The organism is Herbiconiux daphne (assembly GCF_024979295.1).
GTDB classification, from domain to species: Bacteria; Actinomycetota; Actinomycetes; order Actinomycetales; family Microbacteriaceae; genus Herbiconiux; species Herbiconiux daphnes.
The window spans coordinates 15,710-38,116 of the sequence record NZ_JANLCJ010000007.1; the positions used below are offsets into that span (position 1 = coordinate 15,710).

Consider the following 22,407-nt stretch of genomic DNA (forward strand, 5'->3'; position numbering starts at 1 on the left):
TATGGCAGCGATCGAGAACGGCAGTTACACCGCCAAGTTCACCGACGGACCACTCGAAGGAAAGACCATCCGCACCGACTTCACCGATTCGGGCGAGCCGCAGGCTCGGCTCACGATTCCGGTGCAGGCGACCGCGAAACACTATCTCTACCGACGCGCGTCGGGCCTGGAGTTCGCCGACTCGGAGCGACCCAGCGCTGTCGACTACCGCTACGTGCAGGCCATCGTCGACTGACGTTCCTCCCGCGGCGGCGGAGCCCGCCGGCGGCCCGGCGCGCGCGGTCGCGCTGATCGTGACGCCGAGCACGGTGCTCTCGGCAACGACGGTCGCCGCTCCACCGGCATCGACGTCGCACGACGCGATTCTCGCGCCGAGCTGACCGCCGACGGCCGAAGCGTTGTCGCAGGGCGCCCCGGCGACCCGGCCCGAGGCGGTGTCGGCCGCGGCGAGGGCCGCGGAATCGGCGGCACCTCGCAACTCCTGCCGGGCGGCGAGTGCACCGCCGATCGGAGCGCACGCGCACAGCAGGGTGCAGAGTGCGACGATCACCCCGATGCCGGCGACTCCCCCACCGCCGTCATCAGTCTGGGTGAGCCGGCGCAGCCGCGCGCCCAGCCGGCCTGTCGACGGTGTCATGGTGACGGCGTCTGCGTGTCGTCGAGCGCGCATCCGGTGCCCGAGAAGTCGAACAGCGCACCCAAGAGGTCGGAACCGGCAGAGGCGCGGGCCGTGACGCACACGAGCGCACCCGGATGGGACACGCTCATCGACGCGCCCGCCTGCGCCTGGGCCACCCGCGCCGACGCGGCGCCCGCCGGGTCGCCCCGGCCGAGCATGCGCGCGGCGTCGGCTGCCCCGTCGGTGAGTCGCACCTGAAGCGCGCCGAGCTGCACCACGCCGACGCCGATGGCGAGGATCAGCGCGATGGCCGGCAGGATCATCGCGAACTCGGCGGTGACCGACCCCGCTTCCGAGTCGATGGCACCCTCCGCTGGGGACCGGCCCGCGATCCGCGGCCGGCGCCCCGGTGGATTGAGGATGCCGGACGGAGCACCGACGCTCCCCCGACCCGTCGCGCGCGCCTCAGAGCGTGAGCGCACGGTGGATCAGCTCGGTGAGCATGCCCTTGACGTCGTCGCCCCGCAGCACGACGACGAGCAGGCCGGCCAAGCCCACAGCCGCGACAGTTGTACTGTTAGAGCATAATTAGAGCATGCCCACAAAGCCCCGCGGCCCCCTCAGAGCAGCCATCTACGCCCGCCAATCGGTGCCGAAAGAGGATGGAATTCTCAACCAACTCGACGCCTGCCGCAAGCTCATCGACCTGCGCGAGTACGTGCCGGCGGGCGAGTACATCGACGACGGGGTGTCGGGGTCGAAAGAGCGCGGGGAGCGCACCGCCTGGGCCAAGATGATCGCCGATGCCCGGTCGGGCAAGTTCGACGTCGTCGTGGTGCGCAAACTCGATCGGCTCACGCGGGCGCTGCACTCGATCACCGAGCTACAGGATGCCCATGTGCTGGTCGTAACAACCGACGGCGACCTCGACCTCACGTCGGCCAACGGTCGGCTCGTGGCGGGCATCCTGGCAACGGTCGCGCAGGCCGAGGTCGAGACCAAGGCCGAGCGTCGCGCGTTCTCGAATGCGGCCGGCAGGAAACTCGGCATGCCGACCAGTGGGCGGGTGCCGTACGGCTACCGGTGGGTCACCCCAGCCGAGCGCGCACGCCGAGGCGACCCGGCCGCATACGAGCCCGACACCGGGAGCATCGAGACCGACCCCGCCCGCAAGCTGGCCGCCGCCCTCCGAGGCCTCGACACGACCGACCCTGCCAAGGTGCTGCCGGTGCTCGGTGGTATCCGGGGCGGGGAGCGGTTCCACGACGGTCTGACGGCTGCGCTCGATGCCGGCTCGCTCGACCTCTACCTGGCCGAGCTCGAATCAGTCAGGGACGCCGACGGGGGGCGCGCCGGCGACGTGCGCCGCATGTTCGATGAGTTTCTGGCCGGGGTGCCACTCGGCTCGATCTGCCGTGACCTGACCGATGCAGGGCGCCGCACCCTGCCGACTAAGGCCACGCCCGACGGGGCCGAGTTCCGACCGAACACGTTGCGCCGCATCCTGATGTCGCCCTACTACGCCGGTCTCCTGCCCGTACCGCCCGAGGGGGGCTGGGGCCAGCACTACGACGTGGCGATGATCGAGCGCGAGCACACCACGGAGGGCAACTGGCCCGCCCTCGTCAGCGTCGAGGAATGGCAAGAGGCCCGGTCGATCATGGGCAACCCCAAGCGGCGCACCTCGCCGGGTCCCTCGCGTCGCTGGCTGCTTTCAGGCCTCGCAGTCTGCGGCGTGTGCCATGAGCCGATCAGGCCGGCGGTGGTGAGGCGGGCATCCACTCGTATCGCTGCCCGTCCATGAAACACTTCATGCGCCGAGGTGACCCGCTCGATGAGTTCGTCGGCCGACTGGTCGTTGCCCGGCTCAGCCGCGGCGACGCGCTCGACCTGCTGACGCCACGCGTGCGCCCCGACGTCAAGGCGTTGAGGGATGAGCGCCGCCGACTCGAAACCCGACGCCGCGAGGTGGGTTCGGATGCCGAAGCCGGGCTGCTGCCGCGTGACGAGGAACTGGCCGCGCTCAAGCGGATCGCCAAGCGGATCGCAGAGATAGACGAACTTCTGCGCGCGGGGGTGAACGTGTCGGCATTCTCCGACGTCGTGGGCGCTGCCGACGTTCAGGCTGCCTGGGAGAGTCGACCCCTCGGAGTCAAGCGAGAGATTGTCGACGCCCTCATGACGATGACCGTGCATTCGGTGGGCCAGGGGAACCGACGCAAAATGAGCGACGAGCAGCTGGCCAAGACGGTCACGATCGAGTGGCGCGAGTAGGTCCGACGGTACCGGCTACGGATTCGATGACCCTGGCCGAGCGCGGACGCTAAGGGAGAAAACTCCACCCACGCCCGTGTTCTCTCACTCCCGGGGCCGATGACCTCGCTTGTTTCAGTTGTGACGCTTGTGACGCTTCACCAGAGGTATGCGCGTTAGCTCGTTAGTGCCGCCGATCTCCGATGCAGCTGGGCCGCTGTGACGTTGTGACGGATGTGTCACGTGACAAATACGGTATGGGGGCGCCTCGTGTGCCGCTTAGAGGGTCAGAGGGGGGTGAGATTGAAAATAAGAGAAAGGGAGAGGGGTAGAGGTTCGACCCTCGCCTACCCTTTCCGTCACGCGTCACATCCGTCACAACGTCACACGCTCGTGACGCCGGCGTGCTCCCTCACCCCCTTGCTCTGTCGGACATCGGCGACGGTCTAACGGTCGGCGCGGGATGCCCTCGGGTTAGCTCTAATCGGTCTCGGTCTCCCGATCGGCGGCCTCTCCGATGCGCCCTAATGCCGACAGCGGGCGCCGTTGGAAAAAGAGCAGGGTTCGGACTGTTAATCCGTACCGTCTTGCTGTAGAGTTCTTCCATACCCCGAGGGTCAGCGGGGTCTATAAATTTCGGCCCCGCCCAAAATGCATATGGGCTCCCGCAATGGGATGAAGCGTTCACCGATTCTTTCGGGACTTCATCATGTTGCGATCCTCTGGCCCTGAGCCCTCCGCTACCATCGCCGCGCTCGTCGCCGCCGCCCCTCCGCTGTCTGAGGCCGTGCGTGCTCGCCTCGCCGCTCTGCTCGTGGCAGGTCAGCGATGAGCGCCCGCGACCGAGAGAACGGCCGCAAAGGCGGCATGAAACGGTGGCAGGGCAGCACACCGGCCGAGCGCCGCGAGCGCGCCGCCGAACTCAACCGCATCCGTTGGGAACGCTATCGCGCTGAGCAGGCCGCCAAAGCCGCCGAGGAACAGGCACACGAGCCGACCGATGAATTGATGCCGTTCTGGCTCAAGGTCGGCGAAACCTGGCCCGAACTGTCGCCGGCCGATCGCCTCGAACAGGCCCGCTACCTCCGACGTCGGTGGCTCAACGAGGGTGGCGACGGTGCATGAGCACTACGTGCCTAGCGACTTTCATTACCCCTCTCCCGATTTCGCAGAGCGCCAGTGGTGGGCTCGGCGTACTGCCTGGGAAGCAACCCGCATGCTGCCACTCATCCCCGACGCGGTCGCCTGGGCGCAAGCGAGCCCAGACATGAAGGCGGCACGCAGCATCTCCAAGACCGCCCGAAAGACGATGAAGAGGCACGACATCGTCGCGCCCCCAGTTCTGACCAGTGACGAGGTCGCGGAGCTCGTCGTCGAGGGCTACCGTGACGGTGGCGGCGACCCGCTCAGCGACGTATTCGATGCTGTGAGGGCATACGTCACCCGATTCGTCGTACTGCCCGACGAGCACGCGGCCACCGTAGTCACCCTCTGGATCGGCCTGACCTACGTCGCTGCCGACTATTTCGACGTCGCCGGTCGACTCTTCTTCACGTCGCCGGTAGCCGGGTCTGGCAAGACACTCGCGCTCGACGTGTGCGCCTCGATCAGCAACCGCCCGCTGCAAACGGCCAACCTCAGCACGTCTGCGTTCTTTCACGCGACCTCCGACCCTGAGATGCCGCGCACACCGTTCATCGACGAGGTCGACACGGTGTTCGGCGGCAGCAAGAACGAGTCATCGGAGGAACTGCGCGGGGCTCTGAATAGCGGCTACAAGCGGGGCGGTTCGGTCGCTCGGATGGAATCGAGGGGCAAGGAATGGGTCATGCGCGAGTACCCGACCTACGCGCCCGTAGCCATGGCCGGGCTGCATGGTCTGCCCGACACCCTCGCGTCCAGGTCGTTCATCATCCCCATGCGTCGCAAACTGCCAGGTGAGCAGGTGGCCAAGTTCCGACACCGCGAGGTCGCCGACGAGGCCGAGCAGCTGCAGCACCGTTTGCGGCTGTCGCTCGCGATCGTGATGGACGACTGGGATGGTGCCTGGCCCGCTCTCCCCGATGAGCTCGACAACCGCGCTGCCGAGATTTTCGAGCCCCTGATCGTGTTGGCCGACCTGGCCGGTCAAGAGTGGCCCCGACGCATCCGTGAGGCCGCCGTAGCGTTCGTGACGGCATCCCGCGACGACTCGCAGGCGCTCAACGTTCGGCTGCTGTCCGACATCCGCCGGGTGTTCGGCGACGACGACAAGCTGGCCGCCGAGGACGTAGTCAACAAGCTCGTGCTGCTCGACGAGGCGCCGTGGTCTGGGTTCGGTAAACAGGGCCTGCCGCTAGATCGGCAGTTCGCCATTCGGATGCTCAAAGAGTTCGACATCCCAAGCCCGCACACCATCCGCACCGACAGCGTCAGCACCGCCCGTGGCTGGTATCGGTCCGACTTCGCCGATGCCTTTGCCCGATACCTCAAGCCCCTCGACCCGGCACCCACTCAAATCCCTATCGAACAGGAGAAATAACCAATGCCCATGACCGACAACGGTGACTGGATCACCTACTTCCGCCCCTACGGCGTCAAGCTGCCGAGCACGATCAGCAACCCTGCCGTGCGGGTCGCTCTGGACTCACTCAAAGAGGCCACTGAGGGGTTGTCTCAGGCTCAGGAACGCAAGTTCCAAGCCGACAACGCGCTGCCCCACGCGTTCACCCTCGACACCATCGAGTTCCACAAGCTCATCGCCGATGCGCCGGCCGCCGAGGCTGCCCAGCTGAACATGCCGACGACGGCCCGCGACGCGGCCGCGGCCGAGGTCGAGAACGCGCAGCAGATGATCTACGCGATGGATTCGATGGTGGCCAAGGCCTGGCGTCGGCTACGGGTGGCGCTGATCGATGAGGGGCCCGGCATCGCCAAAGGGCTGCGGAAGAACATCGCCAAGACCCGCGACGCGATGGCTGGTCATACGTACGCGCTTGAGCAGGCCATCCACGGTCTCGAATCCGACCTAGGGCTGCTCGAACTCGTCGAGCGGCTGCCCGGCACGAGTCAGGACGACCCCGAGAACGGGCTGCCTGAGACACGACCCGTGCCTGAGGCCGAGGCCATCAAGGCAGCATCCCGACAGGTCGCCCACGCGCTCCGTATCGCCGGTCAGCGCCTCGAACCAGATGCACCAGCACCCCTGCCCGACCAAATCGTTGAGCCATTCGGCACCGACGACTGAGAGAGAGAAGAACGCACATGACCACAACGAATCGCCAGGCGCAACTGATCCTGGCGCGCAAGCGCGCGGCCGAGGCCGCCGAGCTCGACGCCGCCGAGCAGCGCCTGACCGACAAGCTCGACCGGGGCGTCACCGGCATCGTGTCGGATGTCGATCGCATCCAAGCCGCGATCGCCCGTCGCTACAACGACGGCACGTTCACCCCCGAGCGGGAGGGCTGAACCATGGCCCGCTGGACGTTCAACGTCGACCCGTGCAACCCCGAGGACTGGACCGATGAGCCCGAGAACGCGGCGCGCATCGCCACTCACGCCAAGACGGCGGCCATCTACTCGCGTGCCGGCTCGACACCGATGCACCTTGAGTCGGTGACTCGCTACGACAACGGCTCGGGCCAGGTCGTGTTCACGACGTAGCCCCCAGACACCTGCCGGGTAGCCATGCTCGGCAGGGCAGAGGCGGTGCCTTTCCCGCCGAGCGCCCCCCGACGGTTCCAAGGTCGGGGGGCGCTTTCCTCGGCTACTCCTCGTCCTCGATCGCTCGGGGCCCGAGCTTGCCGAACGTCCAGCCCGAGACATCCGACAGCGCGGCACGCCACGGTGTGACTGACACTCCGTTGGTTGCTGGATAGAAGCTCACGTTGCGCATGTGGATAAAGCTCCGCGCGAAACGAGGCAACTCCTGAGCGTCACGACGCTCCTGCAACTCAGTGCGCCTGGCAGGGTCACCTCCCCAGAGCTCCTCTAACGCATCGGCGAACGTGGCGGATGCAACTTACTTGATCCTTCATGGCGTCGATCCACGCGCGGCGCGTGATGGCCTCGCCGCTCACGAGGAGGCCGCCCATATTTAGGGTGATGGCGAGTGCCTGCCCATCGGCTTGGTCATCAGAGCCCAGGATAAGGTCAAGCACATCGGCCAAGTACGGGTCTTTCGGGAAAATCTGATCGCGCTCCGGCCGGTCCGGATCGTCCTCGATTCGGTAGCTCGGAGCTGCGCCTTCAGTGTTCGTGGGCTCGTCGGTCATGGGTGAATGCCCCCTTCGCTAGGTGTATCTCGAAGACTACTCAGCACCTCCGACAGCTCGGGTAACCAGTCACTGAGACCACCCTAGGAAATGTCTATGCCACCGTCGCCATCCATCGCTGTGTTTACCGAATCGGATGCGAGCACAAATAGCTCGTACGCGTTGTTCAGCGCCTCTTGGGCGCGAAGTAGGTCTTGGTTCCGCTCCCAATTGGTACCGACTTCGGATTGCCGCACCGCCTCAAGGGCAGTCTTGGCTTCCTCGACATTGGCACGGGCTCGGGCTCGGTCGGCCCAAAGCGATTCATAGCGGCCGCGATTTGACTGCCAATCTAAGAAGCTTTTTTCGTCGATCATTCGGAGACTCCTCGCCGCTCACCCTTTACGCTCTGTGGACTCAATGATCGCACCAACCACCTTTGCCATGACCCTCAGACGGGGGCGTACAAGCCCCATAACCGCTTTATCAGAACAACACTGGCGAGGGTCGCGATGGCGTACTCCGCGGTGGCGGCGCCCGACTCGTCGCGCACCGCGATCCGGGCACGCGCCAGGAGGGTCTCGGCACCGCCCACACGAAGCGACGGATAGGAGTGGACGGTAGCGGAATGGTGGATGTTCACGGTGTTCCTTTCGATGGGGTGAGGGGTCGATGGGGTGAGGGGTCGATGGATCGATGGGGTGCGGTGGTCGACGGGGCCATGAGGCGACGGGGCGAGAGCAGTCGGGTTCACACGAAGGCCGTCGAGCTGAGCACGCCGATGACGACCGGCGCGACCGCGAGCAGCAGGAAGGCGGGGAGCACGCAGAGGCCGAGCGGAATCATCAGCCACACGCCGAGAGCCGCAGCACGGCGGTTGGCGGCACTCACCGAGTCGCGCCGCACGCGAGCAGCTTCGCTGCGCAGCAGCTCGGCAGGCGGTGCTCCGGCGCGGGCGGCCAGCGACAGCACCGACTCGACGGCGTGATCGTCGGCACCGCGCTCGAGACCGAAGCGGGACATGGTGTCGTCGACGAAGGCGGTGGCCCGTGCGAGTGACCCGCCGCCCGCGACCGCGACGGCCACGAGGTCGAGCGCCAGGCCTGGAGCGGGAGCCAGCTGCCGGGCTCGGCGTAGGAGCCGAGAACTCCACACGTGTCCGGCCGCCATGAGCAGGAGTCCGCCGACGAGGCACGTGACGCCGGCCGGGCTGCCGAACAGCACTCCGGCGGTGTCGAAGCCCAGCAGCCAGCCCGACGCCAACGACATCACGGGCAGGGCAGCGACCAGTCTCGTCGTGGCGGCGGGGCCCGCGAGTGCGGCGTCGATCTCGCGTTCCACCTGCCCGACGGCCCGCAGCGAGTCGGCGATATCGGCAAGACAGCGGCCGAGCGGCGCCCCGGTCTCGGTGGCGACCGACCAGGCCGCAGCCACGGTCGCCCACGCAGCGCCCATACCGGCCGCACCCCCGCGTTTCACGCGCGCAGCAGACGCGGAGCCCCGGCCCCGGCCGAGCTCGAGCCTGGGGAGCGCACCGACTGCGGCTGCTCCCACCGCCGCGGCGATCGGCGCGCCGCGCTCGACGCGCGCGGCGATCGCCCGCACAGTGGGGTCGACGCTCGACTCCGCCACATACGACCACGCGTTCTGGGGCGTGACGCCGGCGCCGATCAGCACGGCCAGCCGCTCCACCACGGCGCCGAGCTGTTCGGCCGCCGGGCGGGTGCGGATCTCGCGCGCCTGCCGTGAGCTGCCCACGCGTGAGCTGCCCATGTCAGTGGCGGCGCTTGGCCACCGCCGCCGCCTCGGCCAACGGAAGCGGCCGGACGGCGAGGCGATCGCGCGTGTCGAGATGGAACACACCGAAGGCTTCGATCTCGCGTCGGTCGCGGGTGCGCCGCAGATGGCACACCAGACCCAGCGCGCTCACGGCCTGGCGGGCGATGGCGGTGGCGTCGAGGCCGGCGAGCGCCCCGAGCGCCTCGACGCGGGCGGGAACATCGACGATGGCGTTCGCGTGCAGAGTGCCGGCCCCGCCGTCGTGGCCGGTGTTGAGCGCCGACAGCAGTTCTCGGATCTCTGCACCACGGCATTCGCCCAGCACCAGCCGGTCGGGCCGCATGCGCAGCGCCTGCCTCACCAGTTCGGCGAGACCGATTCCTCCCGCCCCTTCCAGGTTCGGTTGCCGCGCCTCGAGCGCGACGACGTGCGGGTGGTCGACGCGCAGTTCGGTGACGTCTTCGATCACCACGATCCGATCGGCCGGGTCGGCCTCGGCCAGGAAGGCCGAGAGCAGCGTCGTCTTGCCACTGCCGCCGGCGCCGGTGATCAGCACGTTCGTGCGCGACCGAACCGCGTCGTCGATGATGCGCCGCTGAGCTCGGCCGGCGGCACCTGCCCCGAACAGGCCGCGCCGGTCGAGGTCGTCGAGACGCGGATGATCGGTCTGCGGCACCCTGATCGACAGCACCGTTCCGCCCACGGCGACCGGCGGCAGCACGACGTGCACCCGCGTGCCCTCGACCCGCACGTCGACGCAGGGCGTGGCCTCGTCGATGTGGCGGCCGCCGCGCGCAACGAGCCGCACCGCGAACTCGCGCAGCCGCTCTTCTCCCGGGCACCGCCATTCGTCGTCGCGCACCAGCCCTCCGCCCCGGTCGACCCACAACTCGCGATGCCCGTTGACGAACAGGTCGGTCACCGACGGGTCGTCGAGATAGGGCGCGAGCGGCCCGAACACCGAATCGGCCGCCGAGCGGCCCACGGCAGGAGCGGCAAGGGGTGTCGAAGAGACGAGCGAACGAGGAGGGGAGAGGGTGGTCATGCGCCCATCTTGATGATGCGAAGAGCTCAGGATGCCGGCATCCGCGTTTCTGTGCACAAACTCCGCTGCTCGCGCGATTGTGCAGGAGAACCCTGTCGCCCGAACGAGACGCCCGCTACTGTTTGTGAATATTGCTCCACCCCACCACGGAGAGACCGCGCCGACGCGGAGCCGGGCAGCCGCTCCCTCACCTTGCAGAGGTTCGGCATGCAAGAGAGCACCGAGGCACTCATCCCGCTGGGCGACGTGGGCGAGCGCCCCGAAACCACTGACGGCCCGGCATCCGCCGACCGCGTGCCCGCGTTCAACCGCTCCCTGCGGGTCGCCCTCGCGATGAAGGGCGGCATCAGCCTCGCTGTCTGGATCGGCGGCGCCGTCGCCGAGCTCGACCTGCTGCGCCGCATCCGCGTGCTGGGCACGCCGGAGCAGCCGCGCCCTTTTCTCGTGCGCGTCGGCGTCGACGAGCCCGCCGCGGTGCTCGAGCGCGCCCGCATCTACGCCGACCTGCTCATTCAGGCCCGCTACGACCAGGTCGAGTTCGACGTGCTCGCCGGAGCCAGCGCCGGCGGCCTGAACGCCGTGCTCTTCGGGGTGTCGCAGCGCGCGGGCGTCGCGTTCGACACCGTGCTGCACACCTGGCTCGACGCCGGAGCCGTCTGGAATCTGCTGCGAAAGCCGTGGGCACGCGGCTACACCTCGGTGCTCGACGGCGACCAGTTCTTCGCGAAGCAGGTCGAGCACGCGATCTCGGAACTGCACGGCTCACCGGCCTCCGACGATCACCAGGCGCGCGCGGTGTCGGTCGAGCTGTCGGGCACGATCGTCGATGCCGACTCGTCGGCGCAATGGGGGTTTCAGGAAGGCCGGGCGCACTTCCGCTTCACCGGCCGGCGCTCCAGTTCACGAGAGGCCGGCGTCACCGGCGCCCTGCCCGCTCCCTCCGGCCGCGACATCCCGTCGGGCCCGAACGGCCCCGACGACCCGGCCGCGTTCCGCCGCCTCTCTTACGCCGCACGCACCACGTCGTCGTTCCCGGGGGCGTTCGAGCCGGCGCGCATCCTGAGCCGTCCGGTCGGCGACGAGCCGCGGCCCGAGCCCCCTACCGAGCACATCGACTTCGACTTCGCCTTCAGCCACCACCGCCCGCACACGGATGCCGCCGATGTGGAGGTCGGCCGTCTTCGCCCGTTCCGCGCGATCGACGGGGGTGTGGCCGACAACGTGCCGATCGACCGGGCCCTTCGTGCGGTGCGCGAGATGCCCGCGGAGGACTTCGTGTCGCGCGCCATCCTCTATCTCGAGCCCGACCCGGCGACGTCGGTGCCGCGCGACCCCACGCCCTCGACGGCGGTGCCGCCGTCGGTCGAGGTGCGGTCGCCGCACATCGCGCGCATGATCGACAACATCCGCAACGGGCTCGGGCTGCGCGGCATCCGTGAGTCGGGCGATGCCGAGATCGATCAGGTCGAGCGGTTCCGGCGGGAGCGCTACCTCTGGCAGGGCCGGCGCGAGTCGCTCGCCTCGCTCGGCGTGGCCTACGAGCGCGACGACGGCCGAGCTGCCTACATCCGCTACCGCGAAACCGCCGACCTGTCGCTGCTGAGCGACACCCTCACCGACCCGGCCCTGTGGCAGCTCGGCACCGACCTGCCCACACGCACCGCGGTGCCGGCCGCGCCGCGCGAACTCATCGTGGCCCTCGAGTCGCGCATCTTCGGCGACTACGCGCAGAGCTGGCCCGACTCCGACCGCATGGCCGTTCCCGCGGGTGGGCTGCGCGCGTTCGTGGCCGAGGCCATCGTGCGCGGGCCCCAGGCCGTGCTCGACGCGGCGGCCTCGGCCCTGGCGTGGTTGCGCGAAATCGAGACCATCGTGTTCGACCAGCACCGCTGGTTCTCGCCCGACGACGAGGAGAGGCGCATCGCGGCCCGCCGACTCATCAACGACGTCTCGGCCGCCGCTCGCGCGGGTCGCGACCTCGCGTTGCAAGCCGCCCTCGTGAGCGCGATGGAGTCGGCCGACGCCGAGAAGGTGGTGTCGGGCTGGGTCGACGGCAACCTCACGCGAATCGACGACGCGCACTGGGCGGCGATCGACGACGCCATCGCGCTCATCAAGCAGCTCGCGGCCGGCCTCGACGGCGACGAGGCGGCGGAGCTGACCGAAGACGTGCCGTGGACCCGCTTCGCCACCCTCACCGACTCTGATGCAGGGGTCGACGCCGTCGATCTCGCTCCGTTCACGTCGGTCATCGGCATTCCGAGCCCGGGCTCCACGCTGCGTTTCGACGTGATCTCGGCGAACGAACCCGGGGGTCTCGACGCGGAGTTCACCGCCCTGCAACTCGCCCAGGCCTCAGAACTCGCCGAGAAATGGATGTCGCTCGACGACGACGCCCTCGCGGCTGCTCGCACCGAGTTCGACGCGGCCCGCGCGGCCGAAGCGCTCGGCCATCGCCGCCTCGCGCCCTTGACCAAGCTCGCCGGCACCACGCTGTGGAGCTTCGGCGCCTTCTTCTCGACGCGGTGGCGCACCAACGACTGGTGGTGGGGGCACCTGGATGCAGCCGCCGGACTCCTGCGCATCCTCGGCGACCTCGGCGACGTCGACCCCGCCGAAGTGAAGGAGGCGGCACGCGCGGCGCAACAGTCGATCCTCACGCAGGCCTGCCTCGCCGCCGACGACCTGCGCCCCTTCGACAAGCCCGACTCCGTCGCCGAGGCTCCCCTCCGCGCCCACGCCAAACCCGCCGAACCGACCCCCACCGCCCCCGTCACCGTGGTCGCCCCAGCCACCACCCTCGCGCCGCCGCCCGCCGCCGACCCTGGCGCAGCACCCAGCGCCTCCGCCGCCGACCCCGGCGCAGCACCCAGCGCCTCCGCCGTCGCGGCAGACACCGACGCCACGGCCGCCGCTCCTGCCGTCGCCGCAGACACCGACGCCACCACCGCCACCACCGCCACCGCTGCTGCCGCCACCGCCGACCCGCCCCAAGCCACCGACCCATCGCCGCTCCCCCCGCCCGCCGACTCCGCGGCCCGCATGACCTCCGGAGCCCACAGCTTGCGCAACCTGCGCGCCGACTACCTCGTCGCCGTCGCGTCGCGTGCCTCCCGCATCGCGCTCCGCGCCGCCGCCACCGGTCGCGGAACCGCCGGCCGCCTCGCCATCTACGGCCTCCTGCCGCCCCTGCTCGTGAACGTGCCGTTCGTGGTGGTGCCCATCCGCGCGGTGTTCCTCGCGCTCGTCTTCGCCGCGGTCATCGCGATCGTCGCGTCGGGGCATCCGACCCTCGCGCCCTACCCCGATCCCGGATTCTGGCTCGGCGTCGTCAGCCTCGCCCTCGTCGCCGCCGCACTCGTGTTCGCTCTCGTGCGCGCCGCACTGGCCCTCCGCCGGGCCGACCGACGACGAGCGGATGTCGCGGCCGCAGCGAGCGCCCCGCTCGACGACCTCGGCCGCACCCTGCTCTCGGCCCTCACCCAGCGCGGAGCGCGCGCCCGTCGCGTGGCCTGGACCTCGTGGTCGATCGGCGCCGGCGCCCTGCTCGTGGCGATCGTTCTGACCGTCGTCGAGGGCGGCGCCCAGGTGGGCACCTGGTGCCTGGCCGGCATCACCGTGGCCGCGATCATCACGGCCCGCCGCGCCAGCCGGCAGTTCGGCACCCCCCGCCCCGACGGATCGGCCCTGCGCTGGCTGCTCGCCGGCATCGCCCCGGTGATCGTCATCATCCTGTCTCAGCCCATCGCCGTCGCCACCGCAGCGTGGCCCCGCGACGCACTCGTGCCCGCCCTCGTCGCCGCAGTCGGCCTGATCGCGGCGTTCACGCTCACGCATGGCTGGCTCCCGGCTCCCAAGCCAGGCGAAAACACACAGCCCGACGCGCCCGACGAGAACACCCGGCCCGACGCACCGGACGACGAGACCCAGCCACCCGCCCAACCCCGCGCCGCGCCTCCCGCCACCTCGCGCCCGCCCTACGGCGGCATCCTGCGCTGGCTGGCCGTGCTGCTCGCCACCGCCGCCGTGTCCGGACTGGCCGCCTGGCTCATCATGGTGTCGTTTTCGGGCACCGTCATCCTGGCGCAGCCGGCAGCGGCCGGTCTGCTCGCCTGGTTCCTCGGTGCGCACACGCTCTGGTGGCTGAGTGAACGAGCCTCGAGCGATGCCGCTGGCGTCGATGACCGCCCGCTCGACGATGCCCTCACAGGCAGCCGTTAAAAAATAAAGGGGCGGCACCCAATGGGGGGAAGGGTGCCGCCGCAGCAACGCTGGATTGGGGGGAATCGCTATTGCGCTGCATCCAAACACGAGGTTTGGTAGTGGCAAGTTTACGCGCTGGAAACATGGCTGCAAACCACTCCAGCGAATTCTCAGCGATCTGCAGCCCACCATCAGCAAACGGCCTCCGGATGCCGCCGACAGCCTCTGCAACCGCATGCAACCACGCTCCGGCACTCGTGCAGTATCGTCGTAATCGTCCGCAGCCGGGCGCCGATCCAGACGCCCTCTGCCCAGGTTCTGTGCCTCGCGAAGGAGCGATCTCTCAGCATGACCGTCAACAACATCGACAACCTCCTGCACGAGACCCGGCGCTTTCCGCCGAGTGACGAATTCGCCGAGCAGGCCGTCGCCACGCGCGAGCTCTACGACGCCGCCCGCGCCGACCGCGAAGGCTTCTGGGCCGATCAGGCGAAGACGCTGCTGCATTGGCACAAGCCCTTCACGCAGACCCTCGACTGGTCGAACCCGCCGTTCGCGAAGTGGTTCGACGACGGCGAACTCAACGTGGCCTACAACTGCCTCGACCGCCACGTCGAGGCCGGCAACGGCGACCGCATCGCGCTGCACTGGGAGGGCGAGCCGGGCGACGACAAGTCCTTCACCTACGCCGAGCTGACCGCCGAGGTCAAGAAGGCGGCGAACCTGCTCACCGCCCTCGGCGTGAAGCAGGGCGACCGCGTCGCCATCTACCTCCCCCTCATTCCCGAGGCCGTCATCGCCATGCTCGCGGTGGCGCGCATCGGCGCCGTGCACTCCGTGGTGTTCGGCGGGTTCAGCGCCGAGAGCCTGCGCTCCCGCATCGACGACGCCGAAGCCGTGCTCGTCATCACCGCCGACGGCGGCTACCGCAAGGGCAAGGCCTTCCCGCTGAAGCCCACTGTCGACAAGGCCCTCGAGAACGACGCCGACGGCAACCCCAGCACCGTGAAGAACGTGCTGGTGGTCGAACGCACGAAGGGCGACGTCGACTGGCAGCACGGCCGCGACCTGTGGTGGCACGACGAGATCGCGCAGGTCGACGCCGAGCACGTGGCGAAGCCGTTCCCGGCCGAGAACCCGCTGTTCATCCTCTACACCTCCGGCACCACCGGCAAGCCCAAGGGCATCCTGCACACCAGCGGCGGCTATCTCACCCAGGTGGCCTACACGCACAAGAACGTCTTCGACCTCAAGCCCGAGACGGATGTCTACTGGTCGACCGCCGACGTCGGCTGGATCACCGGCCACTCCTACGTCGTCTACGGCCCGCTCGCGAACGGGGCCACCGAGGTCATCTACGAGGGCACCCCCGACACGCCGCACCCCGGCCGCTGGTGGGAGATCATCCAGAAATACAAGGTGAGCATCCTCTATGCGGCGCCCACCGCCATCCGCACGTTCATGAAGCTCGGCCGCCAGATTCCGCAGCAGTTCGACCTGTCGAGCCTGCGCCTGCTCGGCAGCGTGGGCGAACCCATCAACCCCGAGGCCTGGGTCTGGTACCGCGACGTGATCGGCGGCGGCACCACCCCGGTCGTCGACACCTGGTGGCAGACCGAGACCGGCGCCATCATGATCTCGGCCATGCCGGGTGTCACCACGCTGAAACCCGGCAGCGCCCAGGTGCCCGTGCCCGGAGTCTCGATCGACATCGTCGACGAACGCTTCCGCACCACCGAGCCCGACCAGGGCGGCCTGCTCGTGGTCACCCAGCCCTGGCCGAGCATGCTGCGCGGCATCTGGGGCGACGACGAGCGTTTCGTCGAGACCTACTGGTCGAAGTTCGGACCCACGACCTACTTCGCCGGCGACGGCGCCCGCTACGACAAAGACGGCGACATCTGGCTGATGGGCCGAGTCGACGACGTCATGAACGTGTCAGGCCATCGCCTCAGCACCGCTGAGATCGAGTCGAGCCTGGTGTCGCATCCGATGGTCGCCGAGGCGGCCGTGGTGGGCGCGAGCGACGAGACCACAGGGCAGGCGGTCGTCGCCTTCGTCATCACGCGCGCCAGCCAAGCGGATGCCGCGGCTCACGAAGACGCCGCGAACGTGTTGCGGGCGCACGTCGCCGCCCAGATCGGCGCCATCGCCCGGCCACGTCAGATCTTCATCGTCGCAGAGCTGCCGAAGACCCGCTCGGGCAAGATCATGCGGCGCCTGTTGCGCGACGTCGCCGAGGGCCGCGAGATCGGCGACACCACCACCCTCGCCGACACCATGGTCATGCAGACCATCTCGAAGTCGATGCGCTGACGCCGCCCCGGAGGTGCGGCGCCCACAAGAAGGGGCGCCGCTCAGGCGAATTCGACGATGAGCTCGACTTCCACCGGCGAGTCGAGCGGCAGCACGGCGACGCCGACGGCCGAGCGCGCGTGCACGCCGCGGTCGCCGAACAGGTCGACCAAGAATTCCGAGGCGCCGTTGATCACGCCGGGCTGGCCGGTGAACGACGGGTCGGATGCCACGAAACCGGTGATCTTCACGATGCGGGTGATGCGGTCGAGCGAGCCGAGCACGCTCTGCACGGCGGCGAGGCCGTTGAGGGCGGCGAGCTGAGCGAACTCCTTGGCCTCCGACGGGGTGACGAGGCCGGGGGCCTCACCGACCTTGCCGGTGCGCGAGAGCGCGCCGCCGACGAACGGCAGTTGCCCGGCGGTGAAGACGAGATTGCCCGTCACGGTGGCCGGGATGTAGGCGCCGGCGGGAGCCGACACGGTCGGCAGGGTGATTCCCAGGTCGCTGAGGCGGGCAGTGATCTGCGACACGGGCGTCACGCTCCCGTTCCGGCGGCGGTCGAGGCGACCGGGCGCTTCAGGTAGGCCACGAGGCCGCCTTCCGGGCCGGTGACGATCTGAACGAGCTCCCACCCATCCGACCCCCAGGTGTTGAGGATGGCTGCGGTGTTGTGGATCATCAGTGGTGTCGTCACGTATTCCCAGGCGGGCACGGGCACCCCTTTCTCGGCTTTTTAAAGGTTTGTCGCTTACCCTTGATCCTATGTCTGCCCCGAAAGCCACGGCTAGCGGTGTGGTCGGGGCCATTCTGGGCATCATAGGTATGAGCGCAATCGCGGGCATCCTCGTCACAGCCATGGTCACGCCTGCCCTCGCGGTCACCGGTATAGCCGCCAACAACTCCATCGGCATGTTCGAGAACCTGCCGAGTTACATCAAGCCCGACGCGCTCGCCGAGAAGACCAACATCTACGCCACGAAGAGCGACGGCTCGCCCGTGCTGCTGGCGTCGGTGTTCGAGCAGAACCGCGAAGAGGTCGGGTGGGACCAGATCTCCCCGTTCGTCAAAGACGCGGTCATCGCCACCGAAGACCCCCGTTTCTACACGCACGGCGGCGTCGACATCGCGTCGACCCTGCGCGCCGCGGTCGGCAACGCCGCCGGCACGTCGGCCAGTGGTGCGTCGACCATCTCGATGCAGTACGTGCGCAACATCCTGGTGCAGAAGGCCGAGGCCATCCAAGACCCGGCCGAGCGCGACGCGGCCTACGAAGAGGCCACCCGCACCTCGCCCGACCGCAAGCTCAAAGAGATCAAGCTCGCCATCGGCCTCGAGAAGGAGTTCTCGAAAGACGACATCCTGCTCGGCTACCTCAACATCGCTCCGTTCGGCGGCCGGGTCTACGGCATCCAGTCGGCGGCGCAGTACTACTTCGGTGTGAACGCCTCCGACCTCACGGTGGCCCAGGCCGCGAGCCTGGTGGCCACGGTCAACGAGCCCAACGGCCTCCGCATCGACGAAGCCGAGAACATTCCCGACAACCAGGCGCGTCGCGACAAAGACGTGCTGCCCGCGATGCTCAAAGAGCACAAGATCACCCAGGCCCAATACGACGAGGCCATCGCCACGCCGGTGACGCCCAACCTGGTGCAGCCCTCGACCGGATGCCAGACGGCCAACCCCATCGCGGCCGGCTTCTTCTGCGACTACGTCACCCACATCGTGAAGAACGACCCCGCCTTCGGCGCCGACGAAGAGACGCGGTGGACGAACTTCAAGACCGGCGGCTACCAGATCTACACGACGCTCGACTTCGACCTGCAGAACGCGGCGATGTCGGCCATGAACAACTACGTTCCGAAGAGCTACGACTTCGACCTCGGCGCCTCACTCGTCACGGTTCAGCCCGGCACCGGAAAGGTGCTCGCGATGGTGCAGAACAAAGACTTCAGCGACGATCCCGAAGTCACCGCCACCAACGCCGGCGCCTCGGCCATCAACTACGGCACCGACTACGAATACGGCGGATCGACCGGCTTCCAGGTGGGTTCGACCTACAAGATCTTCACCCTCGCCGAGTGGCTGAAGACCGGCCACTCGCTGGGCGACGTCATCAACGGCAACGCCGGCACGCTCAACCTGGCACAGTTCCAAGACAGCTGCACCGGCGGCAACGGCGGCACCTACTCGGTGAAGAACGACGGTGGCGCGAACCCCGGCAACGTCACCGTGATGCAGGCCACCGCGCAGTCGGTCAACCTCGCCTTCCTGCGCATGGCGCAGAAGCTCGACCAGTGCGAGATCCGCAAGACAGCCGAGGCCTTCGGTGTGCACCGCGCCGACGGTGGCCCGCTGGGCGAGAACCCGGCCGACGTGCTCGGCACCAACGAGATCGCGCCGCTCACCATGGCCGCCGCCTTCGCCGCGGTCGCCAACCAGGGCACCTACTGCTCCCCCATCGCCATCGAGAAGATCCTCGACAACCAGGGCAACGAGCTCCCGGTGCCGCAGTCGACTTGTTCCCAGGCCGTCGATCCCACGATCGCCGCAGCGATGACCACCGCCCTTCAGGGCGTGCTGGCCGGCGGCGGCACCGCGGGGGCGTCGAACCCCAACGACGGCATCCCGCACTTCGGCAAGACGGGCACCACCGACTCCGAGAAAGACACCTGGTTCGTGGGCGCGAGCACCAAGCTCGCCACCGCGGTCTGGGTGGGCAACGTGGTGGGCACGGTCTCGATCCGCAACACCTCGATCGCCGGCAACTCGGGCGGTAACGTGCGTCATTACGTCTGGAAGCAGTACATGACCGATGCCGACGGCAAATACGGCGGAGACGCGTTCCCCACCGCCAGCGGCACGCTCGTCAACGGCGTGCAGGTGCAGATTCCGAGCCTCGCCGGCATGACGATCGACCAGGCGAAGGCCGCGCTCACCACGGCAGGGTTCGACTTCCAAGACGGCGGAGTGATCGACTCCACGCAGCCGGCGAACACGGTCGACAGCAGTTCGCCCACGGGCACCGCGTCGAAGGGGTCGACCATCACGGTCTACACCTCGAACGGCCAGCTGCGCACGGTGCCGAACCTGGTGGGCCTGAGCCCGGATGACGCGAAGAAGGCCATCACTGGAGCCGGAATCGATGCCAGCCAGATCGTCATCGACGGCCCGTCGGGCGGCAACGCCAAGGTGACCTCGTCGAACCCGGCGGCCGGCGCGCCGATCCGTGCGGGCACCGACAAGCTCAGGGTCACCACGAAGGCAGGCTAGGAGTGGCCGCCACGACGCGGGCCACCGCGACAGCACTCGGAGTGCTCGCGGTGGCCGGCGCCTCGGCGTTCGCCTACGGCACCTTCGTCGAGCGCAAGCTCTACACGCTCCGCACGGCGACGATCGACGTGCTGCCGGCGGGCTCCGCCGACATCCGGGTGCTGCACCTCTCCGACCTGCACATGGCGCCCTGGCAGAAAGACAAGCAGGCGTGGGTGCGCGGCCTGGCCCGCCTCGACCCGCACCTGATCGTCGACACGGGCGACAACTTGGGCCACCGCGACGGGCTCGACGGCATCAAGGCCGCCCTCGACGTGTTCAACGGCGTGCCCGGCGTCTACGTCAACGGTTCGAACGACTACTTCGGCCCGTCGTTCAAGAATCCGCTGCGCTACTTCATGGGTCCGTCGAAGTCGCCTGGCCGCACCGAGCGACTCGACACCGCGGCCCTCGAGGCCTACTTCGACTCGCTCGGCTGGAAGAACCTCAACAACCGCGCGGTCACCACCGTCGTCAACGACACCATCATCGACTTCTTCGGGGTCGACGACCCGCACCGGCATTTCGACCGGCTGGAGCGCATCCCGGGCGCCCTCGACGAGCTGCGCGAAGAAGACGAGCGGGGCCCCCGGGTCACCATCGGCGTCGCGCACGCTCCCTATCAATACGTGCTGAACTCGTTCGTCACCCATGGGGCCGAGGTCATCTTCGCCGGACACACCCACGGCGGCCAGGTCTGCGTGCCGGGCTACGGCGCCGTCGTCACCAACTGCGACATCCCGCGCAAGCAGGTCAAGGGTCTGAGCCTCTGGCGCCACGGCTTCCACTCCGCCTACCTCAACGTGTCGGCCGGCCTCGGCACCTCGATCTACGCCCCGTTCCGGTTCGCCTGCCGGCCCGAGGCCACGCTGCTGACGCTCACCGCCAAGTCCTGACGTCTGGGTTCGAGCCCGGCGACCGCGATCGCGAGCTCGTGGCCACGGGCGCGGTCGAGCGCGGTGAGAATTTCGGCTATCCTTGTTGAGGCGTCGAACACGGAAACGTGTCCACCAATCGGGGTGTGGCGCAGCTTGGTAGCGCGCCTCGTTCGGGACGAGGAGGTCGTGGGTTCGAATCCCGCTACCCCGACACACAGGTAACACAACGAGAAGCCGGCCGGAGAGATGATCTCCGGCCGGCTTTCTTCATGTCACGTGCGAGCGGCGCGGAATGCACCCCCTTTTCGCGGGCGACGTTCAGCCGCAACGCGGCGATTCTGCAGGGCCGTCGCAGGATGCGAGGCCTACTCTCTTCTCAGAACGCGCACCCCGCGCGTCAGGAGGTCACCATGGAGTTCATCGCCATAGCCGCCGCGGTCGCCGCGGTGTGGCTCGCCGGTGCCACCGCGGTCGCTGTCATCGTCGGCCGGTCGATCACCCTCCGCGACCGCGTGCACTGACCGCGCCCTCAGCCCTCGACGGGACGATCTGAACGGTCGATCTGACGGGTCGATCTGAACGGTCGATCTGACGGGTGCCCTACGACGGAGTGTCGAAGTCGAACCGGTCGAACTCCGCGGCCGTCACAGCCGATGCCCGGGGCAGGTCGAGCAGCCGGGTGCGCTTCACGAGGTCGTCGACGAGCTTCACGTCTTGCGGGTCGTCGTAGGGCGAGTCGATGTGCCGGCTGATGAACTGGCTCGCCGGGCCGATCACGAGCTGCACGGAGTTCGGGCGCCCGTCTTCTTCGATCACCGGGATCTCGACGGTCTCGGCCTTCTCGTTCTGGCCGAGCGCAGCCGCGAGCTGCAGCAGAGCGTCGGCGATGGCGTCAGCCGTGGCGAACGTCAATCCTGCATATGTGACACTCTTCATGTGTCAACCCTGCCCCCGGCGCCCATGGGCAGCAACCCCGCCGGCGCACTGGTAGCGAGCGATCACACCTGGGTGACGAGTCGCAGGGTGATGTCGAACACCGTGCCGGCCACGACGATCACCGAGGTGAGCCCGCCGCCGGCGAGCAGCAGCAGGGGGTTGGCGAGACCCACGATGAGCCGGTGCGAGCGCGGGCTCTCGCTCAAGAAGCTGTGCGGCATCCGGGTGTGACGCGGCCGCCGGGCCACACCGCGCAGTCGAAGCAGGAAGTAGGAGCAGCGCACCGTGAGAATCACGAGCAACAGCGATGCCACGAGGGGCACGGATGCACCGAGCAGGTAGAGCCCGTCGTTGATCGCCCGCGAGTCGCTGTCGTCGTCGAGCGTCGGCAGCACCAGCGCGAGCACGGTGCTCACGACCACCGACAGCGTCCACACGCCGAAGCCGAACACGACGGCGAAGAAGCGCGTGAGAAAGTGCCCCAGCACCGACGGTTCGCGCGCGAGGTGCGACTCGGGTGTGCGCCACAGGCAGATCGCACCGGCCACGATCGTCGGCAGCCCGGCTACCACGCTGATGCCGACCCAGATCAGGATGTGCCAGTCGAACAGATCGGCCGGCACGAGCAGCAGCGCCCAGGCCACGAACCAGATCCAGCCGACCGCGAAGGCGTGGTCGACCACCCAGTCCGGATGCCGCCCTTCCACCCGCGCGGCGACCCGATCGATCACGGGGTCGCGCCGGGCGCGGGGCGCCGCGGGGTGCTCTCCGGGCACGGGATTCAACGGGGCCTCGCCCGCGGCCGCGCCGCCGGCGGGCTGCCCGGTCACGTCGGGATGCGTCACCGGCTGGTCG

The 22,407-nt window shown here is 68.6% G+C and carries 24 protein-coding genes, 1 tRNA gene and 1 pseudogene; 14 read left to right on the plus strand and 12 right to left on the minus strand.

Annotated elements, in window-relative coordinates; all coding sequences use genetic code 11:
- The first annotated feature begins 1 nt into the window (after nt 1).
- Nucleotides 2-235 (plus strand): hypothetical protein, encoded by a 234-nt coding sequence (locus N1032_RS17335; RefSeq protein ID WP_259540454.1) that lies wholly within the window; start codon nt 2-4, stop codon nt 233-235.
- 42 nt (nt 236-277) lie between these two features.
- On the opposite strand, the pseudogene N1032_RS17340 reads toward N1032_RS17335, so the two are convergent.
- The 3 genes and pseudogenes from N1032_RS17340 to N1032_RS17350 form a co-directional block, all read right to left on the minus strand.
- Nucleotides 278-670: pseudogene (locus N1032_RS17340) on the minus strand (Rv3654c family TadE-like protein); the annotation flags it as partial.
- On the minus strand, nt 634-1,101 hold the full coding sequence (locus tag N1032_RS17345) for a TadE family protein (protein WP_259540455.1): 468 nt from the start codon (nt 1,099-1,101) through the stop codon (nt 634-636). The pseudogene N1032_RS17340 and the gene N1032_RS17345, both read right to left, overlap by 37 nt.
- Nucleotides 1,085-1,177, minus strand: a complete 93-nt coding sequence (locus N1032_RS17350) for a DUF4244 domain-containing protein (protein WP_259540457.1) — start codon at nt 1,175-1,177, stop codon at nt 1,085-1,087. Before N1032_RS17350 ends, N1032_RS17345 begins: the two co-directional genes overlap by 17 nt.
- Nucleotides 1,178-1,214: 37 nt before the next feature.
- Here N1032_RS17350 and N1032_RS17355 point away from each other — a divergent pair, with 37 nt between their 5' ends.
- The 8 genes from N1032_RS17355 to N1032_RS17390 all read left to right on the plus strand — a co-directional run bounded on the left by N1032_RS17355 (nt 1,215) and on the right by N1032_RS17390 (nt 6,514).
- Nucleotides 1,215-2,423 carry a recombinase family protein gene (locus N1032_RS17355; protein ID WP_259540458.1) on the plus strand — a complete coding sequence of 403 codons (1,209 nt, stop codon included), beginning with the start codon at nt 1,215-1,217 and terminating at the stop codon, nt 2,421-2,423.
- Nucleotides 2,420-2,893 (plus strand): hypothetical protein, encoded by a 474-nt coding sequence (locus N1032_RS17360; RefSeq protein WP_259540459.1) that lies wholly within the window; start codon nt 2,420-2,422, stop codon nt 2,891-2,893. Before N1032_RS17355 ends, N1032_RS17360 begins: the two co-directional genes overlap by 4 nt.
- A gap of 688 nt (nt 2,894-3,581) precedes the next feature.
- Nucleotides 3,582-3,704, plus strand: coding sequence for a hypothetical protein (locus N1032_RS17365; protein ID WP_259540460.1), 123 nt, complete (start codon nt 3,582-3,584; stop codon nt 3,702-3,704).
- Entirely contained in the window at nt 3,701-3,997 is a 297-nt protein-coding gene (locus N1032_RS17370; protein ID WP_259540461.1) for a hypothetical protein, read from the plus strand. Before N1032_RS17365 ends, N1032_RS17370 begins: the two co-directional genes overlap by 4 nt.
- A gap of 91 nt (nt 3,998-4,088) precedes the next feature.
- Entirely contained in the window at nt 4,089-5,393 is a 1,305-nt protein-coding gene (locus N1032_RS17375; protein ID WP_259540462.1) for a DUF3631 domain-containing protein, read from the plus strand.
- A gap of 9 nt (nt 5,394-5,402) precedes the next feature.
- Nucleotides 5,403-6,098 (plus strand): hypothetical protein, encoded by a 696-nt coding sequence (locus tag N1032_RS17380; protein ID WP_259540463.1) that lies wholly within the window; start codon nt 5,403-5,405, stop codon nt 6,096-6,098.
- Between the two features lie 17 nt (nt 6,099-6,115).
- Nucleotides 6,116-6,319 carry a hypothetical protein gene (locus N1032_RS17385; protein WP_259540464.1) on the plus strand — a complete coding sequence of 68 codons (204 nt, stop codon included), beginning with the start codon at nt 6,116-6,118 and terminating at the stop codon, nt 6,317-6,319.
- A gap of 3 nt (nt 6,320-6,322) precedes the next feature.
- Nucleotides 6,323-6,514, plus strand: a complete 192-nt coding sequence (locus N1032_RS17390; protein WP_259540465.1) for a hypothetical protein — start codon at nt 6,323-6,325, stop codon at nt 6,512-6,514.
- Between the two features lie 308 nt (nt 6,515-6,822).
- On the opposite strand, the gene N1032_RS17395 is transcribed toward N1032_RS17390, so the two are convergent.
- From N1032_RS17395 to N1032_RS17415, 5 genes are all read right to left on the minus strand, one after another.
- Nucleotides 6,823-7,125, minus strand: coding sequence for a hypothetical protein (locus N1032_RS17395; protein ID WP_259540466.1), 303 nt, complete (start codon nt 7,123-7,125; stop codon nt 6,823-6,825).
- A gap of 83 nt (nt 7,126-7,208) precedes the next feature.
- Nucleotides 7,209-7,481: a hypothetical protein gene (locus N1032_RS17400; RefSeq protein ID WP_259540467.1), complete on the minus strand. Its 273-nt coding sequence runs from the start codon at nt 7,479-7,481 to the stop codon at nt 7,209-7,211.
- A 74-nt stretch (nt 7,482-7,555) separates the two neighbouring features.
- Nucleotides 7,556-7,858: a DUF4244 domain-containing protein gene (locus N1032_RS17405; RefSeq protein ID WP_259540468.1), complete on the minus strand. Its 303-nt coding sequence runs from the start codon at nt 7,856-7,858 to the stop codon at nt 7,556-7,558.
- Nucleotides 7,855-8,877: a type II secretion system F family protein gene (locus N1032_RS17410; protein WP_259540469.1), complete on the minus strand. Its 1,023-nt coding sequence runs from the start codon at nt 8,875-8,877 to the stop codon at nt 7,855-7,857. Before N1032_RS17410 ends, N1032_RS17405 begins: the two co-directional genes overlap by 4 nt.
- A gap of 1 nt (nt 8,878) precedes the next feature.
- Nucleotides 8,879-9,928 carry a TadA family conjugal transfer-associated ATPase gene (locus N1032_RS17415; protein ID WP_259540470.1) on the minus strand — a complete coding sequence of 350 codons (1,050 nt, stop codon included), beginning with the start codon at nt 9,926-9,928 and terminating at the stop codon, nt 8,879-8,881.
- Nucleotides 9,929-10,135: 207 nt separating this feature from the next.
- On the opposite strand from N1032_RS17415, the gene N1032_RS17420 reads away from it, so the two are divergent.
- Together N1032_RS17420 and acs are read left to right on the plus strand one after the other, a co-directional pair.
- Nucleotides 10,136-14,149: a DUF3376 domain-containing protein gene (locus tag N1032_RS17420; protein WP_259540471.1), complete on the plus strand. Its 4,014-nt coding sequence runs from the start codon at nt 10,136-10,138 to the stop codon at nt 14,147-14,149.
- A gap of 330 nt (nt 14,150-14,479) precedes the next feature.
- Nucleotides 14,480-16,447: an acetate--CoA ligase gene (acs, locus tag N1032_RS17425; protein ID WP_259540472.1), complete on the plus strand. Its 1,968-nt coding sequence runs from the start codon at nt 14,480-14,482 to the stop codon at nt 16,445-16,447.
- Nucleotides 16,448-16,488: 41 nt separating this feature from the next.
- On the opposite strand, the gene N1032_RS17430 is transcribed toward acs, so the two are convergent.
- Both N1032_RS17430 and N1032_RS17435 read right to left on the minus strand, forming a co-directional pair.
- Nucleotides 16,489-16,959: a RidA family protein gene (locus tag N1032_RS17430; RefSeq protein ID WP_259540473.1), complete on the minus strand. Its 471-nt coding sequence runs from the start codon at nt 16,957-16,959 to the stop codon at nt 16,489-16,491.
- A gap of 5 nt (nt 16,960-16,964) precedes the next feature.
- Nucleotides 16,965-17,141 (minus strand): DUF4177 domain-containing protein, encoded by a 177-nt coding sequence (locus tag N1032_RS17435; RefSeq protein WP_259540474.1) that lies wholly within the window; start codon nt 17,139-17,141, stop codon nt 16,965-16,967.
- A gap of 110 nt (nt 17,142-17,251) precedes the next feature.
- Between N1032_RS17435 and N1032_RS17440 the strand changes: the two genes are divergently transcribed.
- The 3 genes from N1032_RS17440 to N1032_RS17450 all read left to right on the plus strand — a co-directional run bounded on the left by N1032_RS17440 (nt 17,252) and on the right by N1032_RS17450 (nt 20,827).
- A complete protein-coding gene (locus N1032_RS17440; RefSeq protein ID WP_259540475.1) occupies nt 17,252-19,699 on the plus strand; it encodes a transglycosylase domain-containing protein in 2,448 nt (815 codons plus the stop codon).
- Nucleotides 19,700-19,701: 2 nt separating this feature from the next.
- A complete protein-coding gene (locus N1032_RS17445; protein ID WP_259540476.1) occupies nt 19,702-20,634 on the plus strand; it encodes a metallophosphoesterase in 933 nt (310 codons plus the stop codon).
- 119 nt (nt 20,635-20,753) lie between these two features.
- Nucleotides 20,754-20,827, plus strand: a tRNA-Pro gene (locus tag N1032_RS17450).
- A gap of 389 nt (nt 20,828-21,216) precedes the next feature.
- Here N1032_RS17450 and N1032_RS17455 read toward each other — a convergent pair.
- Complete coding sequence (locus N1032_RS17455; RefSeq protein WP_259540477.1) at nt 21,217-21,552, minus strand: hypothetical protein; 336 nt, start codon at nt 21,550-21,552, stop codon at nt 21,217-21,219.
- A gap of 62 nt (nt 21,553-21,614) precedes the next feature.
- Nucleotides 21,615-22,397: a hypothetical protein gene (locus N1032_RS17460; RefSeq protein WP_259540478.1), complete on the minus strand. Its 783-nt coding sequence runs from the start codon at nt 22,395-22,397 to the stop codon at nt 21,615-21,617.
- Between the last annotated feature and the right edge of the window lie 10 nt (nt 22,398-22,407).

Bases quoted from the DNA above. Each gene is read 5' to 3' on its own strand.
- N1032_RS17370 (WP_259540461.1), top strand. From the start codon at position 3,701: ATGAGCGCCCGCGACCGAGAGAACGGCCGCAAAGGCGGCATGAAACGG.
- N1032_RS17355 (WP_259540458.1), top strand. From the start codon at position 1,215: ATGCCCACAAAGCCCCGCGGCCCCCTCAGAGCAGCCATCTACGCCCGC.
- N1032_RS17385 (WP_259540464.1), top strand. From the start codon at position 6,116: ATGACCACAACGAATCGCCAGGCGCAACTGATCCTGGCGCGCAAGCGC.
- N1032_RS17390 (WP_259540465.1), top strand. From the start codon at position 6,323: ATGGCCCGCTGGACGTTCAACGTCGACCCGTGCAACCCCGAGGACTGG.
- N1032_RS17395 (WP_259540466.1), bottom strand. From the start codon at position 7,125: ATGACCGACGAGCCCACGAACACTGAAGGCGCAGCTCCGAGCTACCGA.
- N1032_RS17410 (WP_259540469.1), bottom strand. From the start codon at position 8,877: ATGGGCAGCTCACGCGTGGGCAGCTCACGGCAGGCGCGCGAGATCCGC.
- N1032_RS17400 (WP_259540467.1), bottom strand. From the start codon at position 7,481: ATGATCGACGAAAAAAGCTTCTTAGATTGGCAGTCAAATCGCGGCCGC.
- N1032_RS17360 (WP_259540459.1), top strand. From the start codon at position 2,420: ATGAAACACTTCATGCGCCGAGGTGACCCGCTCGATGAGTTCGTCGGC.
- N1032_RS17420 (WP_259540471.1), top strand. From the start codon at position 10,136: ATGCAAGAGAGCACCGAGGCACTCATCCCGCTGGGCGACGTGGGCGAG.
- N1032_RS17440 (WP_259540475.1), top strand. From the start codon at position 17,252: ATGAGCGCAATCGCGGGCATCCTCGTCACAGCCATGGTCACGCCTGCC.
- acs (WP_259540472.1), top strand. From the start codon at position 14,480: ATGACCGTCAACAACATCGACAACCTCCTGCACGAGACCCGGCGCTTT.
- N1032_RS17375 (WP_259540462.1), top strand. From the start codon at position 4,089: ATGCTGCCACTCATCCCCGACGCGGTCGCCTGGGCGCAAGCGAGCCCA.
- N1032_RS17455 (WP_259540477.1), bottom strand. From the start codon at position 21,552: ATGAAGAGTGTCACATATGCAGGATTGACGTTCGCCACGGCTGACGCC.
- N1032_RS17335 (WP_259540454.1), top strand. From the start codon at position 2: ATGGCAGCGATCGAGAACGGCAGTTACACCGCCAAGTTCACCGACGGA.
- N1032_RS17380 (WP_259540463.1), top strand. From the start codon at position 5,403: ATGACCGACAACGGTGACTGGATCACCTACTTCCGCCCCTACGGCGTC.
- N1032_RS17415 (WP_259540470.1), bottom strand. From the start codon at position 9,928: ATGACCACCCTCTCCCCTCCTCGTTCGCTCGTCTCTTCGACACCCCTT.
- N1032_RS17365 (WP_259540460.1), top strand. From the start codon at position 3,582: ATGTTGCGATCCTCTGGCCCTGAGCCCTCCGCTACCATCGCCGCGCTC.